Raw genomic sequence first — 17,172 nt, forward strand, 5'->3', positions numbered from 1 at the left:
TTCACAGCACGTCGCCGAGAACGGCGACGATCACCGGCACCAGACCGGCGAGAATGAAGGCGGGCAGGAAGCACAGCCCGAGCGGCAGCACGATGAGCACGCCCGCGCGGCGGGCCGCCGCCTCGGCCGCGGTCGACCGTTCGGCACGCAGGTCGTCGGCCAGCCGGGTCAGCGCGCGAGCCAGTGCGGCGCCGCTGTTCGACGAGCGGACCGCCGCCGCGACCACGGGTTCAGCCCCGGTGACGCCGTCCAGGTGCGCCCACGCTTCACCAGCGCTGCCACCGAGCCGTAGCGTCCGGCCGACCCGGCCGAGCCGGTCCGCGAGTGGCCCGCCGAGCGCCTCGGCGACGGCGAGCACCGAGCGGTCGACCGGCGCGCCCGCCCGCAGCGCGGCGGCCAGCAGGTCCGCGGCCAGCGGCAGGTCGGCGGTCTCCAGCAGCCGCCGTTCCCGGACTGCGCGCGGCTCGATCCGGCGCAGCAGGCGGTCGGCGGCGACACCGGCCAGCAGCCCGAGGAACACGCCCGTCACGCCGCCGGCGACAACCGCCACCGCGATCCCGGCCAGCGCCGCGCCGAGGCGTACCCGGTCTGGCCACCACGCCGGGCGGTCCGGTCGCGGCGCCGGGACGAGACGGCGCAGCCGTCGAGCAGGGCGGACGGCCGGACCGGCGACGACCAGGACCGACGCGGCGCCGCCGAGACAGACGGCGGCCAGCACCTGCCGTGACATCAGGCGGCCCGCCCGGGCGTGACGCCGAGCCGCTCGGCCCAGAGCAATCCGCCGACCTGCAACACGACAGCCGCCACCGCGCTGCCGGCACCCACCGGGGTGCGCAGGAGCACCGCCACCGGGTCCACCCCGATGCCGTAGCCGAGACCGATCCCGCCGAGCGGCAGCGCGGCGAGCAGCCAGGCGGTCGCTCGCGCCCCGGCGGCCTGGGCTGCGGCAGCGGCAAGGCCGCGGTCGGCGGCGCGGGCGTCGGCCTCGATCCGTTCCAGCAGATCGGCCAGCGGCGCACCCGTCTGGTCGGCCAGCTTCCCTGCCGCCCGGGCCAGCCGCGCGACGCGTCCCGGGCAGTCGTCGACACCGTTGTCGGCGGGCAGCCCTGCCCGCAGGTCGGCCGCGACGGCGGCCAGCCGGTCGAGATCGCGGCGGTGCGCGAGGGCGGCCCGCCGGTGGGTACGCCGGCGCAGCACCGCCCGAGCCGCGAGCACGCCATAGGTGGCGAGCACCAGGGCGGCCACCGGACCGCCGAGCAGCACCCCGGTCACGGCGCCGCACAGCGCCGCCACGGGCAGCACGCGTCCGGCGGAGAGCGCCGGCCCGGGAGCCGAGGCCGGAGAGGGTGTCACCGGAACCGGCACGAGGCCGGTCCATCGCCGTGCCTGCTGTCCGGCACCGGGTCGCCTCCGTTCCCGGCCCCGGCCGGGCGGACGGGCGGACGCCTTGGGCCCGGAGTCGAGCGGACGTCGTGGCGGGTCCGGGGATGCTGGACGCGCGCCCTTCACCCGCTCGCCCGGGGTGCCCGCACTACCCAGGACCGCCAGCCGCCGGGCGCGACCGGCCCGGACCGGCCAGGCGACGGCGACCGCCGCAGCGGCCAGGAGCAGGACCGCCGGCCAGAGGTGGCCGGTCACGACGGTTCCGCCGGAGTCGGCCACGCCGCCTGGAGAATCGGCGGTACCGGCGCTCCCCGTTCCCGCAGCAGGCCGGCGAGCAGCTGGGCCGCCGGTGCAACACCCCGACCCCGCGCCCAGGCCGGAACCACTGTCACCACCCGGTCGGGCCCGTCGGGCAGCAGCAGGCCGATGGAGTCCAGTACGCGCCCCTCGCCGGTGCGGCGGAGTTGAAGGACGACCTGCAACGCGGCGGCGACCTGAGCGTGCAGCGCGAGCCGGGGCAGGCCGCCGAGCATGCCGAGCGCCTCCAACCGGGCCGGAACGTCGGCCGGGGCGTTCGCGTGCAGCGTTCCCGCCCCGCCGTCGTGGCCGGTGTTCAACGCGGCGAGCAGGTCGACCACCTCAGCGCCCCGGCACTCGCCCACGACCAGCCGGTCCGGCCGCATCCGCAGCGCCTGCCGCACCAGGTCACCGAGACCGACGGCTCCGGCGCCCTCGACATTCGCCGTCCGCGCCTGCAGGCCGATCACGTGCGGGTGCACCGGGCGCAGCTCGGCGGCGTCCTCCACCAGCACGATCCGCTCGGTGCCGGGCACCAGCCCGAGCAACGTGTTGAGCAGCGTCGTCTTGCCGGAGCCCGTGCCACCGCTGACCAGGTACGCGAGGCGGGCCGCCACGAGCGCGGCGAGCAGCGGCGCGATCGGCCGGGGCACTGTGCCCCGCTCGACGAGTTCGTCGAGGGTGAACGGCCGCTGCCGGAAGGTACGCAGCGACAGGTAGGGCCCGTCGGTCGCCACCGGAGGCAGCACCGCGTGCAGCCGGGTGCCGTCGGGCAACCGCGCGTCGGCGTACGGGGAGGCGTCGTCGAGCCGGCGGCCGGCGGCCGCGGTGAGGCGCTGCGCCAGCCGGCGTACGTCGTCGAGCGTGCCCAGCGGCACGGCGACCTGGCGCAGTCCCTGCCCCCTGTCGACCCAGACGCGCACCCCGTTCACCAGTACGTCGGTGACCTGCGGGTCGGCGAGCAGCGGAGCCAGTGGACCGGCGCCGACCAGGTCGTCGTGCACCCGGTCGGCGATCCGCAGCAGCGTGGTGTCACCGAGCACCGCCGTCGCCGGTTCGGCGCGTACCGCGGAGACGATCGCCGCCGGTGTGACCGGCGTGGCCTCGGCGGCGAACCGGTGCCGGACCCGGGCCGCCAGCTCCCCCGGGCCGGTCACGCCGCACCCGCGGCCGACGACCCGACCAGCTCGTCCACGATCCGCTGACACAGCGCGGCGAGCGGCCCCTTCCCGCTCGCGCCCGGCGCCTCGCCCCGCTCCAGTCCGCGGCACAGTCCCGGCTCGGGTCGCAGCGTGCCGGCGAGCGGCAGCCCCAGCGCCCGGGACACCTCGGCCGCGCGCAGCCGGCCGGGCGCCGGACCGCGCACGACGACCGACAGGTCGACGCAGTGCGGCGCGGCCACGGCGGCGACCCGGGCCGCCGCGGCTGCCGCCCTCAGCTCGGCCGGTACGACGAGCAGCGCGCGGTCGGCGGCCTGAAGCGCGATCACCGCGGCGTCGTCGAGGTGCCGGGGCAGGTCGAGTACGACCAGGTCCCGCCCTCGCCGGCCGGCGTCGACTGTGGCGGCCATCGCCTCGGCCGGCAGGTGCCGCAGGTCGCCCCGGTCCCAGGAGAGCACCACCAGGTCGCCTCGGCTGGGCAGGGCGCGGATCAGCGACGGCGGGTCGACCCGCCCGTCCGTGCCGGCCAGTTCGGGCCAGCGCAGCCCGTCGAGCTGCTCCCACCCGAGCACCAGGTCGAGGCCACCGCCGAGTGGGTCGGCGTCGACGAGCAGCGTCCGCAGCCGGGACCGGGCCGCGCTGACGGCGAGCCCACCGGCCAGCACGCTGGCTCCGGCACCGCCCCGGCCGCCGAGCACCGCCACCACCCGGCCCTGACCCGGGCCGGCCGGACCGGCCACGCACTCGGCGAACCGGTCGACCAGCCAGGGCTCAGCCGCCGGCAGCGTCGCGACGTGCTCCGCGCCGACGAGTTCGGCCAACTCCGTACCCGGATCGAGCTCTCCGGAGCGACCCACCAGGACCGTGCGGGCGCGGCGGGGAAGGCGCGCCCGCAGGCAGGCCGCCGCCTGGTCGGCGCCGATGAGCACCAGCGGCGCCGGCGCCCAGCGGGCCCGGGCGGCGGCCGGATCGGCCGCCAGCTCGACCTCGGTGCCACCGGCCGCCGCGAGTCGCAACAGCTCGTCGAGCAGGTCGCCGTCGGAGGTGACGAGCAGGGGCAGGCGACGGTACGGCGGGGGCGGGGTACGGGGCGGCATGGCGGCCTCCATCGGTCGGACTCGGACGTGCCGGGGTGAGCCTGCCCGGCCGGGGGATGCGGAATCGGCGCCCTGTGGACAACGGAGGCCGTTGTGGACAGACCTCGGGGACCCGGTTGATCTGCTATGCGCCGGAGACGGAGTCGACGGGTGGGCAATCGGCCATTGACGACAGGGATGATCGGTAACGGATAATCGGGGCCCTTCGCCGCCCGATGGACGGCACCGGCTTGCGGAATCGAGGCCATGACCGATTCACCGCACCCCCTGGCGATCCCCTCGGGTGGACGCCACCCGCGATCCGGCCGGAGGACCGAAGACGGGGTCTGGCTACGCGATCCGTCGCCGACACTGCTCGCCGCGATCGCCGTCGGCCTCGTGGTCGTGGTGCTGGCGAGCATCGTCAGCGTCTTCGCCACGCCACGTCGCCCTGACCTCCCGCCGCCGATCAAGGGCGAGGCCATCCTGGCGTCCCCGACGAGGGCGGAGTTGGTGACGGAGGCGCCCGCCGAGTCCTACGCGCCGCCGTCGGTGTCGTTCTCCAACCGCGCCGTGGCGCCGACCCGAACCGCAGCACCGACCCGCCGCGCCACCCCGAGCAGCCGTCCGACCTCACCGAAGCCATCGACTCCCCAGTCGAAGCCGCCTGTGGTCGGACCCGGGGAACTGGCCCCGCTGCCGGCCTCGCGCGAATCAAGGCTGCGCTCGCACGGCGGCGGGCCGTCGACGTTCATCGACTTCGTCAACAGCCACGGGTCGACAGTCGTGGTCCACTGGATCAACTACGAGGGCCGGCGACAGCAGTACGCGGTGCTCCGGCCCGGGCAGTCCTACCGGCAGCAGACGTACGTCGGTCATCCGTGGGTGGTGGCCGACGAGCGGGGCCGCGGACTGGTGTGCTTCGAGCCGGCCCGGCAGACGCTGCGCGCGGTGATCCGGTAACTCCCTTGCCGGGCCCGACCGGCGGCTGCGACGCTCCGTCGGGTGATCGACAAGCCGGACATCGACGAGCGGTCACTGGCGGCCGAGGTCGCCGACGCATGGTCGGTCGACGTCACCGGCCTGGTGTTCATGCCGGTCGGGCTCGACGGGCACGCGTGGGCGTACCGGGTGGAGACGTCCGACGGCAGGCGCTACTTCCTCAAGGTGCGCCGCGGCGACTTCACGCCGGCCGCCGTCCTGCTGCCCCGTTTTCTGCGCGCGCAGGGCCTTCGGCAGGTGGTCGCACCCTTGGACCTCCCCGAGGGCGGTGCCGGGCGCGAGTTCGGGGACTATCGGCTACTGCTCTACCCGTTCCACGACGGCGGCAGCCTGTGGGGTCGCGGCCTCACCGACCGCCAGTGGATCGAGTACGGCAATTTCCTGGGCCGGCTGCACCGGGTCACGCCGAGCGCCGAGGTCGCCGCCGTCCTGCCGGCCGAGACGTACCGGTCGAGCGTGGGCGAGCGGTTACGAACCCTCGGCGGGCAGGCCGCGACGAGCGAGGTTCTGGGCGCCTTCTGGGACCGGTACGGCGCCGCGCTGCGTCGGCTGGCGGAGACCGTCGACGAGCTGGCGTCGCGCGTGACGCGGGGGCGGCACGTCATCTGTCACGCCGACATCCATCCGGGCAACCTCATCGCCGACGGCGACGGTCCCCTGCACGTCGTGGACTGGGACGCGCCGATCCTCGCGCCGCGCGAGCGGGATTTGATGTTCGTCTACAGCGCCGACTTCGGCGACCACCCGGTCAACGGACGCCGGGCTGAACTCTTCCGCGAAGGCTACGGGGCGCTGGAGCCGGACCCGGTCCTGCTGAGCTATTACCGCAGCGAGCGGCACCTCGACGACGTCGCGGCGTTTCTGGGCAGCATCCTCGAGCCGGAGGCCAGTGCGGAGTCCCGGGCCAATGATCTGCACTGGCTCACCCGCATCGCCGAGGCGGTCGCCGACCCCGGTTACGCGCCCTGATCTCGCTGCGGAACGCCACGGCGCAAAGGGACGACCCCGTCGGGGGATGCGGTCTCAACTTGTCGGCTGTCGCCAGCCGGTGGCGACCGCGTCAGCGAGCAGCTGCCGGAGATCGGCCGCGACGTTCAGGTGTGGTTCGGCATCAGCGCTCGCGCTCCCTAACGCCTCGCTTACGAGCTCTGTACGTCGCGTCCGCAGGGGTCCGACAACGGCTGCACGCTCGGAACTTCATCCGTGCCAGCGCTCGTGAGTGTGCCGCCACTCAGTAGCTCTGCTGTCAGCGTGGCTGTCGACGACCTATCCGCCTGCTATGCGGGTGCCGGCCCCGGGCACGATTTCCAATTTTCCTGCCAGTGTGTCCGCTGAGGTCTGCAGCCCTCTAAGCAGCGGCGTCTGCGCGGGGATGAGTGGCCTGGCCGGATGACCGAGCACGTGGCCGAACGAGACGACAACCGAGACGAGCACGCCCCGTCACACATACCTCCCCCCTCTGCGCTCCCTCGTCTGTGACGGTTCGGTTCGTCTGTCATCGCTGGCGCACCCTTGACAGGAGGTAGACTGATGCAGTAAGGGATGGATTCTTTGGGTAATAAATAAATCCTGTCGTGACCGCCTCTGTCGCAAAGCCGACAGCCAGGACCGACAACCACGAGTGATGGTCCACCGTACTAACAAGACAGAGGTAGAGCCCGGAGAGGACGGAGAATCATGATCGATACCGCGACACCGACCTTGCGCTCATCGGTCAATGATTCTCCGCATGGCAGCTCTGCAAAGCGAGTCACCTTTGTGAATCGCGCAACGCTCGCTATGCTGCCCGCCATGCCCAAGGAGACTGAGCGCGACAACCTTCGGGTTGAGCAGGCGGTAGTGCGTGCCCAGCAAGCCGAGCTTCGGGCTGATCAGGCCGAGCTAAGGGCGAAAGAGGCCGCATTTGAGCTTGACAAGCTCCGCAATAGCGATCTTCGCCGGAAAGAGTACGAGAAGTTCCAACTTTGGAGCCACGGGATCCAGGGAGGGACCTGGGCGGTCATCGTGGGTGCGACCTACTTCCCCCTCACGGCCGTCGATCAGATGCTTACGCACTTCGATAAGGACTCGCCCGAGCTCACCTATGCACTTCAGATATCCATCTCATTCTCTGTCGTGCTACTCGTTTTCCTAGGCATTACCGCGGCGCAAAGCCGGCTCCGAAAGAGGAAGATCAAGGGCCAACGCGAGCGGCTGAGGGAGCTGGAGCAGGAGTTGAAGGGCTACACTCAAGAGCAGGGTGGTGTTTCGTCATGAGTGCAGGATCGGCTCCGTTCTTCTTCATGCTGCTGTTCGTCGCACTTTCCCCTTTCCTCATCACATTTCAGTTGACGCACCTTGCTCACAGTTCGTACAGGAATAAACTCTGGCTGCTCCGTGACCGACTGAATGACGACCTTCGAAGGGGAAGAATTTCGCGGAGTGCCGCGGCACGTACCATCCAAGCGCTACTCGAGGATCAAATCGAGGTCGCAGGGCGTCACACATTGAAAGATACCATCCTGGCTATTTCTATTTATGAGGTAGACGGGGGGACTTCAGTCTTCGAGGAGATACTCCGCAAGGACACGCCCTCAGGCGACAAAGAAAAGCTCTCCATGTATTTAAGAGAGCTCAGGCAGGCTACCATCCAACATCTTACGTGGGGCTCGGTTGCCGGCTGGATCGTAATTCCGCTATTCAAGGCTGTCAGCCGGATACTTCGAGCCCTGACTTCCCGCAACTCTAAGGTCGCTGCGGAACGGGCAACTGTCCGCGCCAAGCAGCGCCAGACTGACAAGCCGATGCGATCGATCGAGGGCCCCAGGAGCGTGGTCGCGGCAGGAAATGTCGGCGGACATGCTCCTCTACAAGAGAGAACCCTCGAACGAGCTGAAGAAATGAAGCAGAAGGTCGAACGCGCGGAAGTGGAAATCATGCCAGAGGCGGCACCTAACCGACGAGTGCGAAACGCAAAAGAAAGGCGGATGGCAGACCTTCTGCGCGCATAAGGCTTAGCCCCCCAGGGCTTGCTTCATCGCTAGGACGGTGGCGTTCTTCTGCCGCGCTATTTCACTGCGGTCCTCGGTCAGGCTATCTCGCATGATCGCCGAAAGATAGCGATCTGCTGAATCGGCAACGCCAACTGGCCCGAGAATGGTTATCTCCGCCATTGCCGCCATGGCCTCCGAGCGAGCCTCCTTGAAAGCCGCCGCGCTTTCTTTGCCATCCGTCACTTCATCCGCTACGAGTCTTATCGCGCAGTCTTCCATCTGATGTGTAGCCTTTAAGAACTGTCCATAGACGGTTCTCCGGTCTGTCTTGAGCGCTCTGCCCTCCTGAAACGTAAACTGCTTATTCGCCAACCAAATAGTGGCGGATATGGTTACCGTACCAACGGCGCCGGTTACCGACGGCGCAACCCACTCCCATGCCATGCTTAATTATGTAGTTGAGGCATGGATTGTAAAGGGCAAGATGAGCACCGGTTACTCGTGTTCGACCTGGGAGGAGGTAGCACTGGGAGCCCTCGCCTCAGGTTCATAGATCTCAAGCCGGACCCACGGCGCTGCCGCACCTGATTGTCCAACATCAATGCGATGCATCCAAATCAGCGATGACAGATCCGACCGCCCTCCGCCTACATCGACCTGGACCTCAGCGAGGCAACACGGCTCCGCCACTAAACTCCCGCGCATTGGATCTGCGTTGATCACGCATCTGCCCACTACTCGCCGATTCCGGCGCACTGGTCAGCGGCCCGCTCCTCCGGGCGACGTGGTTATTCACGTCCGTCCTGGTCCACTGCTGCTCGTGGGCTCGGCTGCTCGGCCCCCAGCAGCGGGTATATGCCTTCGAGTACGTGGACGCCTCGACCAGCCTGTACCGAACGAGCTTGTGAAGCTTGGTGGCTACCACCAACCCGGTCAGGACCAAGGCGACAACGCCGCTCGCGACTCCGACGGCGATGCTACGCACGGGCCCGAGGGCCGGGCTGGCATACAGCCCTGCGATCAGGCCGACGACTACAGCTGGGAGGAGGCCGACGATGAGTGTGACCATCAGGATGAGCAGGGCTCTTGGGGTCACGAGGATGAGCTGCGAGCTGTTGCGGTCAGACGCCGAGGTCAGGCGTACCAGCCTTTGCCGGCAAGACGTGCTCTTCGGCACCTTCGCTCCATGGGCATGTTCGTAGGTTCCTCGGACAGTGAGATAGCCCGCTGGGGAGAGCGCCGCCGGTTACCGCCGGATGGACGCTGCGGGTGTCTCAGAGGGCTAAACGAAGATCCATCTTCAAAGACGCGCCTTGTGCGACGTTGGTTTTCACTGAGAGTGGCCGATCGCGTGGGTGTTCGGCGCAGAGGTGGACTTGCAACGCAACGTTCATCACTGTAGGTAGTCAGGAGGTCCGAGCGCAGTGGATCTGATCACCCGATCGCTACCTACGACTTGTGGGCCAACAAGATTGGCACACCTAGGCCATCATGTCGTCCTACGTGCAAAAACGCGTAGGCCGCATTCACGAGCGTCAGTTCGACGTGAAGCTCCCGGACGGGAGCTTTCCAGAAGCCGAGCGGCACTGCGGGACAGGTAGGCCGCCACTAAGCAAGCGAGACCTCGTTATAGGTGGCGGGATGTGAGCCATGGGCAGTGATCTGGCACACACCTCGGACAGAACGGCCCTCTGTTACCGCGGGGGGTCGTTCGCATGCGGTGGCCTTCCTAACGAGTTGGCACAGTACGACTACACCTCGGTCCTACCTTCCGGCGGGTACCGTTCCACGGTCTGCGGCACTCCTACGCCACCTGGTTGGTCACCGACGGCGTGCCGATCAACCTGGTGCAGCGGGTCATGGGCCACGAACAGGCGTCGACGACGCTCAACCGCTACACCCACACCCCGGACGACTACGCCGCCCGCGTCCTGGCCGCCCTCGAGGGCTCTGCTGCCTCTCTGCTGCCTCCGACTCTGGAGACACCGCCGGGCAGCGACCTGGACGACGACGGAGAGGGCCTGTGACCTGCGGCGGAACGCTCACGGGGCAAAGGGACGACCCCCGTCGGGGGGAGACGGGGGTCGTCTTGTGGTTCGGCTCCGGGGGGGTCGAGCCGAACCGACTCAGCGGTTACGGGGGGTGCAACCGCCGAGGCCCATCGACGCCGGGTATGCGAACTCCCGTCGCGAGCACAAGCATGCCGCAGTCGACCCTTATACGTCGAGTGTTGTTCACTCCACGCAAAGCTAAATTCATCGATAGCTACCTGTGACCGCCGTCACTCCACCGGGTGCTCATCGGCTTTCGCGACCCGGGCGGACGCCTCCACGCCTCCCGTCGGGCTAGACTTTCGCGCCGTGGGCCGCAGCGCCGCTTTCTTCGATCTCGACAAGACCGTCATCGCCAAGTCGAGCGCCCTGGCGTTCGGTCGGCCGTTCTACCGGGACGGGCTGATCACCAGGCGTGACGTGGTCAAGTCGGCGTACGCGCAGTTGATGTTCCGGCTGGGCGGCACCGACGAGCAGACCATGGCCCGGACCCGGGACTACCTGGCCACACTCTGCAAGGGCTGGCCGGTGGAACAGGTCCGCCAGATCGTCGCGGAGACGCTGCACGAGCTGATCAACCCCTATGTGTACGCCGAGGCGGCCGCCCTGATCGAGGAGCACCAGTCCGCCGGGCGCGACGTCGTGCTGGTCTCCGCGTCCGGCGACGAGATGGTCCGGCCGATCGGTGAGCTGCTCGGGATCACCGACGTGATCGCGACCCGGATGGGCGTGGTGGACGGCCGTTACAGCGGCGAGGTCGAGTTCTACGCGGCCGGTCCGAGCAAGGTCGAGGCGGTCAGCGAACTGGCTCTGGAGCGGGACTACGACCTGGCCGACTCGTACGCGTACTCCGACTCGTACTCCGATCGGCCGCTGCTGGAGTGCGTGGGGCATCCGACGGTGGTCAACCCGGACCGGGCGCTGCGCAAGCTGGCGGTGGAGAACGCGTGGCCGGTGCTGGAGTTCCGGCACCCGATCCCGCTGGGTCGCCGCCTGCGCGAGCGGCCGGCGGTGCCGGTCGCGGCGGCAGCGCTCGGCGTGGGCGTCGGCGTGGCCATCGGCATCGCCTGGTACGGCCGGCACCGCCGCACCCGCACGGCCGCACCCACCGCCTGACACCCGCAACCGTCAGGACGCGGCGAGGATCTCGTCGCCGATCAGCGTGATCTGGTCCGCGCCGACCTCCACCGCGCTCATGTAGTGCCGCAGCCAGGAGCGCAGGCCGTCGGGCGTGCCGGTGGCGAACGCGCCGGCCGCGCCCACGTACTCCGGCTCGCGCTCGCGGTGACCGACGTCCACCGCGACCAGCCCGCGGGGGTCGAAGCCGGTGGAGATCAGCACCAGCCGGGCGGCGGCGCGGGCCACCACCCCGGACGGGCCGGGGAACGGGCGCAGGTTCAGCAGCTCGCCGTGTACGACGGCGGCCAGCACCAGCGGTGGCACCTTGGTGCCGCCGGCGACCAGGGCGGCCAGGCCGTCGAGGCGGGCCGCCACCACCGGGTCGGCGACGGGGCGGCCCAGTTCCTCCTCGGTCACCACGTCGCGGGCGGCGAGCACGTGCAGCCGGGCCATCACCTGCCGGGGGGCCTTGGGCCAGAGGTCGCTCAGTCCGGGCAGCGCCCCGGCGACCCGTAGCGCGCCCTGGAGCACCGGGTCGGTGACGGTGCCGGCGCGTACCTCCTCGCGTTCGTGGTCGCGGCCCTCCAGCGCGGCGCTGGCCACTGCCGAGCGGAGGCTGACCTCGGCGGCGACCTGGCCGCCCTGGCGGCGCAGCGCGCGGTGCCGGTGGGCCAGGTCGACCCGCTCACGGGCCCGCTCGACGGCGGGGGCGACGTCGGCGAGCGCGAGCAGCGGGGCGAGCGGATCGGTGGTCACCCCGTCACGCTAGCGACCGGCGGGCCGGTATCCGCCTCCGCCCGCCGGGAAAGTGACGCCGTCGGCGTCGCGCGGTGCACTCGGCGCGGGGACGGGGCCGCTCGGCGCGCGGTGAGAGGCCGGGCGGTCGCGGCCGGAGTACGGCGGGACTAACCTTCCCCGCAGTAGGAGACGCAGGTCACGCGACGAAGGAGTCACCGCATGAGCGAGGCATTGGCCAACTTGCTGAACGAGACGCGCCAGTTCCCGCCGCCGGCTGAACTCGCCGCGAACGCCAACGTGACCGCCGAGGCGTACGAGGAGGCGGCCGGCGACCGGCTCGCCTTCTGGGAGCGCCAGGCCGGCCGGCTGGCCTGGGCCCAGCCGTGGGGGCAGGTGCTGGACTGGTCGAACGCCCCGTTCGCGAAGTGGTTCACCGGGGGCCGGCTCAACGTGGCGTACAACTGCCTGGACCGGCACGTCGAGGCGGGCCAGGGCGACAAGGTGGCGATCCACTGGGAGGGCGAGCCGGGCGACACCCGTACCGTCACCTACGCCGACCTGCACAAGCTCACCTGCCAGGCCGCGAACGCGCTGACCGAGCTGGGCGTGACCGCCGGTGACCGGGTGGCGATCTACATGCCGATGATCCCGGAGGCGGCGGTGGCGATGCTCGCCTGCGCCCGGATCGGCGCCACGCACAGCGTGGTGTTCGGCGGCTTCTCCGCCGACGCGCTCACCAACCGGATCCAGGACGCCAGCGCCAAGGTGGTGATCACCGCGGACGGCGGCTTCCGCCGGGGCAAGCCGTCGGCACTCAAGCCGACGGTGGACGAGGCGGTGGCGAAGTGCCCGTCGGTGGAGCACGTGCTGGTGGTCCGCCGCACCGGTGAGGAGGTCGCCTGGTCGGGCAAGGACCACTGGTGGCACGAGACGGTGGAGACCGCGTCGCCGGAGCACGAGGCGCAGGCGTTCGACGCCGAGCACCCGCTGTTCATCCTCTACACCAGCGGCACGACCGCCCGGCCGAAGGGCATCCTGCACACCACCGGCGGCTACCTGACCCAGACGTCGTACACCACGCACGCGGTCTTCGACCTGAAGCCGGAGACGGACGTCTACTGGTGCACGGCCGACATCGGCTGGGTGACCGGGCACTCCTACATCGTGTACGGCCCGCTCTCAAACGGCGCCACCCAGGTCATGTACGAGGGTACCCCGGACACCCCGCACAAGGGCCGGTTCTGGGAGATCGTCGACAAGTACAAGGTGACCATCCTGTACACCGCGCCGACCCTGATCCGCACCATGATGAAGTGGGGCGAGGACATTCCGGCCGGGTTCGACCTGTCGTCGCTGCGTCTGCTCGGCAGCGTCGGCGAGCCGATCAACCCGGAGGCGTGGATCTGGTACCGGCAGCACGTCGGCCGTGGTGAGCTGCCGGTGGTGGACACCTGGTGGCAGACCGAGACCGGCGCCATCATGATCTCGCCGCTGCCCGGCGTGACCGAGGCGAAGCCCGGCTCGGCGATGAGCCCGCTGCCCGGCATCGTCGCCGACGTGGTCGACGACCAGGGCCAGTCGGTGCCGAACGGCGGCGGCGGATACCTGGTGCTGAAGGAGCCGTGGCCCTCGATGCTGCGGACCATCTGGGGCGACGACAACCGGTTCCTGGAGACGTACTGGTCCCGGTTCGGCGCGGGCGCCAACACCGGCGACGAGTGGGTCTACTTCGCCGGTGACGGCGCCAAGAAGGACGACGACGGGCACATCTGGCTGCTCGGCCGGGTCGACGACGTGATGCTGGTGTCCGGCCACAACATCTCCACCACCGAGGTGGAGTCGGCGCTGGTCAGTCACCCGTCGGTGGCGGAGGCGGCGGTGGTCGGCGCGACCGACCCGACCACCGGCCAGGCGATCGTCGCGTTCGCCATCCCGCGCGGCAGCGCGGAGACCGCGGGTGACGCGGGCGAGCAGCTCATCGCCGAGCTGCGCAACCACGTGGCGAAGACGCTGGGCCCGATCGCCAAGCCGCGACAGATCATGCTGGTGCCGGAGCTGCCGAAGACCCGCTCCGGGAAGATCATGCGCCGACTGCTGCGGGACGTGGCGGAGAACCGGTCGCTCGGCGACGTGACCACGCTCCAGGACTCCTCGGTGATGGAGTTGATCTCCTCGGGGATGAGCGGCGGCAAGTCCGACGAGGACTGACCACAGCCGACCGAGGGGCGGGCCGCGCGGCGGTCCGCCCCTCGTCGTACCCGGGGACCTGTTCCGGTCGATCGGTGGACCCGGTCTGACCTGATCGGCCAGAGGGGCTTTTCACCACTGTCGATGTCGCTGCTTGTCGGTTACGTTCAGCCGCACCGGCGGATTTCGACGAGTGTCAGTGAGACGGCCGGTCCCTCACCATTCCCTACGAACGGAGTGGCATGCTCCCCATGTCGCAGCACAGGGCACGCCGACGCCTACTCGTCGCGCTGCCCGCCATCGCGCTCGCGGCCACGTCGCTGACCGTGACGGGCAGCGCGGCGGCCCAGCCGTCCCGGTCCGCACCGGTCACGATCGGGGCGGACGAGCACTACATCAACTACGCCGAGCCCGAGGTGCAGCCGGACACCGGCGGCAAGGAGGTCAAGGGCCGCGACGGCGTCTTCTCCTCGCCCGCGGACGAGGCGCGCGCCTACGACCGCAAGTACGCCGGCGGCAACCCGATCGCCGCCCGCGAGCTGGCGAAGCTGGAGGCCAAGTCCATCCGGACCGGCCACAGCCCTCGGAAGATCAAGAAGGCCAAGAGCACGCAGACCGCCAAGCTGCTGACGCTGCTCGTCGAGTTCAACGACAAGGCCAACGACGACTTCACGAACGTGATGGTCCCGAAGACGGTGTTCGAGGACCGCACCTGCGTTCCCGGCACCGTGCAGAACGGGCCGCGGCACAACACCATTCCGAACCCGGCCACGCTGCCGCACAAGGACAACAACTCGATGTGGGTGCCGGACTTCTCCCCGGCCCACTACGACAAGATGCTCTACAGCAAGAAGGGCATCACCGAGCGGGTCCGCAAGGACCTGAAGGGGCCGGACGGCAAGCCGGGCATCAGCCTCGCCGGGCGGACCATGCACAACATGTACCTGGAGATGTCCAAGAACGCGTACACCGTGGACGGGCAGGCCAGCCCGTGGATCACGGTGCCGCACTCGGAGGGCTGGTACGCCGCCTCGCGCTGCTTCCAGGACGAGAACGGCAACTGGGTCGCCGGGCGTGAGCAGTCGATGAACGGCCACCCGGACAACCCGCAGGGCGCCGGGCGCCTCGCCACCGATGCGATCGACGCGCTCGCCGCGGCCGACCCGAACTTCCCGTGGGCCGACTACGACATCGAGGACCAGAGCGACCGCGACGGCGACGGCAACTACCACGAGCCGGACGGCGTGATCGACCACCTGGTGCTGGTGCACGCCAACCAGGGCAAGTCCCGTGGCGGCGGCGACGTCGGGATCTACTCGGTCTGGGCGCACTCCTCGACCGTGACCGGTGGCTACACGATCCCGGGCACCAACCTGAAGGTGTCGAACTACATCGTGCAGCCGGAGGACGCCGGCGTCGGCGTCTTCGCCCACGAGTTCGGGCACGACCTGGGCCTGCCGGACCTCTACGACACCTCCGGCAACGCCGACTCGGACGTGGACTTCTGGGACCTGATGGCGTCGGGCTCGCACTCCGGCGAGATCTTCCAGGCGCTTCCCACCCACATGGGCCTCTGGGACAAGTGGGTGCTGGGCTGGGCCGAGCCGAAGACGTTCGGGCCGGGTGACCGGGCCAAGCTGGTCAAGCTCGGGCAGACCTCGCGTACGCCGGTCGGCACCGAGGACGGCATCAAGATCGATCTGCCGGACAAGGTGATCTCGCTGGCCACGCCGCACAGCGGCGGGAACATGTGGTACTCCGGCGCCGACCAGAACTGGGCCGACGTCAAGCTCAGCCGCACGGTGACCGTCCCGAACGCCGCGGACGCGAAGTTCTGGATGTGGAACAACTACGTCATCGAGGCGGACTGGGACTTCGGCTTCGTCGAGGTCTCCACCGACGGCGGGGCCACCTGGAGCGAGCAGAAGGTGTACGCCGAGGGCGGCGCGCTGGTCTCCACCAACGACGGTTACGCCGACCCGAACGGCCGCATGGTCGACTTCGGCAACAAGAAGTACGGCCTGACCGGCAGCACCGGCGGCTGGCGGCACGACTACGTCGACCTGTCGTCGTACGCCGGGCAGACCGTGCAGGTCCGGCTGCGCTACGCCACCGACGAGGCGTTCGTGGAGCGCGGCTGGTTCGCCGACGACTTCTCGGTGACCGGCGGCGGCGCCACCACGTGGAGCGACGACGTGGAGAGCGGCGCCGCGGGCTGGACCCAGACCGGCGGCACGTTCACCGACACCAGCGGCGCGGGTTGGTACATCGACTCGGGCACCCAGGTGAAGTCGCACTACTACCTGGCCGAGTGGCGTAACTTCGACGGCTTCGACAAGGGTCTGAAGTACACCTACGACACCGTCTACTCGCACGAGGCGTGGAAGGTCGACCGGATCGCGTACAACGCGCCGGGCATGCTGGTCTGGTACCGGGACACCCAGCTCGGCGACGTCAACCACGTCACCGCGCAGATGACCGCGCTGCCCAGCTACGGCGCCAAGGGCGGTCTGCTGATCGTCGACTCGCACAACGACCCGCTGCGCCGCAAGGGCGTCGCGGCCGAGAAGGACCCGTCGGTGCTGAAGAACCTGCCCAGCCGGCCGCAGTCCTCCAACGCCGCGTTCGGCCTGAAGCCCACGTACCCGTTCAAGGAGTGCCTGGAGGCGGCGGACGAGCCGTACAGCGAGTACTGCACGAAGTTCGGCCCGCAGGCTCCGGTGCGTGGCTTCACCGACGCCAAGGGCTGGTACCCGGGCATCGAGATCCGCGACGGTGCGGCGTACGCGCGGGACAACGACGCCTCGGTGGTCATCCCGTCGCGGGGCAACCAGCAGTACACGACCCGGGTGGTGAACCCGGACGGCAGCCCGGCGACGGACTACTACGGTTCGACGCTCGGTGGCGGGGCGATCGTGCTCGGCACCGGCAACCCGGGTGACGCGGGCGTCCAGTACGGTGTCTCGATCATCATCAAGCGGGCCGCCAAGGACAACTCGTACGCCCAGGTGTACGTGGTTCCGCCGCGCAGCTGAACGGGCGCGGTCAAAGCGGAACCGGAATGACCGAAAAATGATCTGATCCAGCTCGATGGGGGAAGGGCCGGGAGCGCGAGCGCTCCCGGCCCTTCCGCGCAACCATTAATCCATGCATGTCACTGCAATCGCCGCTGAGCGCATCGTTGCTG

At 69.8% G+C, this 17,172-nt stretch carries 14 protein-coding genes; 8 read left to right on the forward strand and 6 right to left on the reverse strand.

Annotated features, from left to right (window positions below):
- Nucleotide 1 precedes the first annotated feature (1 nt).
- Genes F8279_RS10220 through ssd form a run of 4 tightly spaced genes read right to left on the reverse strand, consistent with a single transcriptional unit; the run spans nt 2 to nt 3,937 of the window.
- Entirely contained in the window at nt 2–730 is a 729-nt protein-coding gene (locus F8279_RS10220; RefSeq protein WP_151499785.1) for a type II secretion system F family protein, read from the reverse strand.
- Nucleotides 730–1,638 (reverse strand): hypothetical protein, encoded by a 909-nt coding sequence (locus F8279_RS30245; protein ID WP_192580669.1) that lies wholly within the window; start codon nt 1,636–1,638, stop codon nt 730–732. The genes F8279_RS10220 and F8279_RS30245 overlap by 1 nt, the downstream gene beginning before the upstream one ends.
- On the reverse strand, nt 1,635–2,837 hold the full coding sequence (locus tag F8279_RS10230) for a TadA family conjugal transfer-associated ATPase (RefSeq protein WP_151499786.1): 1,203 nt from the start codon (nt 2,835–2,837) through the stop codon (nt 1,635–1,637). The genes F8279_RS30245 and F8279_RS10230 overlap by 4 nt, the downstream gene beginning before the upstream one ends.
- Nucleotides 2,834–3,937, reverse strand: a complete 1,104-nt coding sequence (gene ssd, locus F8279_RS10235) for a septum site-determining protein Ssd (protein ID WP_151499787.1) — start codon at nt 3,935–3,937, stop codon at nt 2,834–2,836. The genes F8279_RS10230 and ssd overlap by 4 nt, the downstream gene beginning before the upstream one ends.
- 246 nt (nt 3,938–4,183) lie before the next feature.
- Here ssd and F8279_RS10240 point away from each other — a divergent pair, with 246 nt between their 5' ends.
- The 4 genes from F8279_RS10240 (at nt 4,184) to F8279_RS10255 (ending at nt 7,908) form a co-directional block, all read left to right on the forward strand.
- Entirely contained in the window at nt 4,184–4,879 is a 696-nt protein-coding gene (locus F8279_RS10240; RefSeq protein ID WP_151499788.1) for a hypothetical protein, read from the forward strand.
- A gap of 42 nt (nt 4,880–4,921) precedes the next feature.
- Nucleotides 4,922–5,887, forward strand: a complete 966-nt coding sequence (locus tag F8279_RS10245) for a phosphotransferase enzyme family protein (protein ID WP_151499789.1) — start codon at nt 4,922–4,924, stop codon at nt 5,885–5,887.
- An 822-nt stretch (nt 5,888–6,709) separates the two neighbouring features.
- A complete protein-coding gene (locus F8279_RS10250; RefSeq protein WP_151499790.1) occupies nt 6,710–7,174 on the forward strand; it encodes a hypothetical protein in 465 nt (154 codons plus the stop codon).
- The gene (locus tag F8279_RS10255) at nt 7,171–7,908 is read left to right on the forward strand and encodes a hypothetical protein (RefSeq protein ID WP_151499791.1); all 738 of its coding nucleotides are present in this window, start codon (nt 7,171–7,173) and stop codon (nt 7,906–7,908) included. The genes F8279_RS10250 and F8279_RS10255 overlap by 4 nt, the downstream gene beginning before the upstream one ends.
- Before the next feature lie 3 nt (nt 7,909–7,911).
- Here the strand turns inward: F8279_RS10255 and F8279_RS10260 are convergent, their stop codons facing one another.
- Complete coding sequence (locus F8279_RS10260; RefSeq protein WP_151499792.1) at nt 7,912–8,334, reverse strand: hypothetical protein; 423 nt, start codon at nt 8,332–8,334, stop codon at nt 7,912–7,914.
- Between the two features lie 1,373 nt (nt 8,335–9,707).
- Between F8279_RS10260 and F8279_RS10265 the strand changes: the two genes are divergently transcribed.
- Nucleotides 9,708–9,917 (forward strand): hypothetical protein, encoded by a 210-nt coding sequence (locus F8279_RS10265; RefSeq protein WP_255474108.1) that lies wholly within the window; start codon nt 9,708–9,710, stop codon nt 9,915–9,917.
- A 333-nt stretch (nt 9,918–10,250) separates the two neighbouring features.
- Entirely contained in the window at nt 10,251–11,057 is an 807-nt protein-coding gene (locus tag F8279_RS10270) for an HAD family phosphatase (RefSeq protein ID WP_091414576.1), read from the forward strand.
- Between the two features lie 12 nt (nt 11,058–11,069).
- Here the strand turns inward: F8279_RS10270 and F8279_RS10275 are convergent, their stop codons facing one another.
- Nucleotides 11,070–11,816: an oxidoreductase gene (locus tag F8279_RS10275; protein WP_091414574.1), complete on the reverse strand. Its 747-nt coding sequence runs from the start codon at nt 11,814–11,816 to the stop codon at nt 11,070–11,072.
- 201 nt (nt 11,817–12,017) lie between these two features.
- On the opposite strand from F8279_RS10275, the gene acs reads away from it, so the two are divergent.
- Nucleotides 12,018–14,006, forward strand: coding sequence for an acetate--CoA ligase (gene acs, locus F8279_RS10280; RefSeq protein ID WP_151499793.1), 1,989 nt, complete (start codon nt 12,018–12,020; stop codon nt 14,004–14,006).
- A 230-nt stretch (nt 14,007–14,236) separates the two neighbouring features.
- A complete protein-coding gene (locus tag F8279_RS10285; protein WP_225853215.1) occupies nt 14,237–17,020 on the forward strand; it encodes an immune inhibitor A domain-containing protein in 2,784 nt (927 codons plus the stop codon).
- The last annotated feature ends 152 nt before the right edge of the window (nt 17,021–17,172 follow it).

The organism is Micromonospora sp. AMSO1212t, assembly GCF_008868145.1.
Lineage (GTDB): Bacteria > Actinomycetota > Actinomycetes > Mycobacteriales > Micromonosporaceae > Micromonospora > Micromonospora tulbaghiae.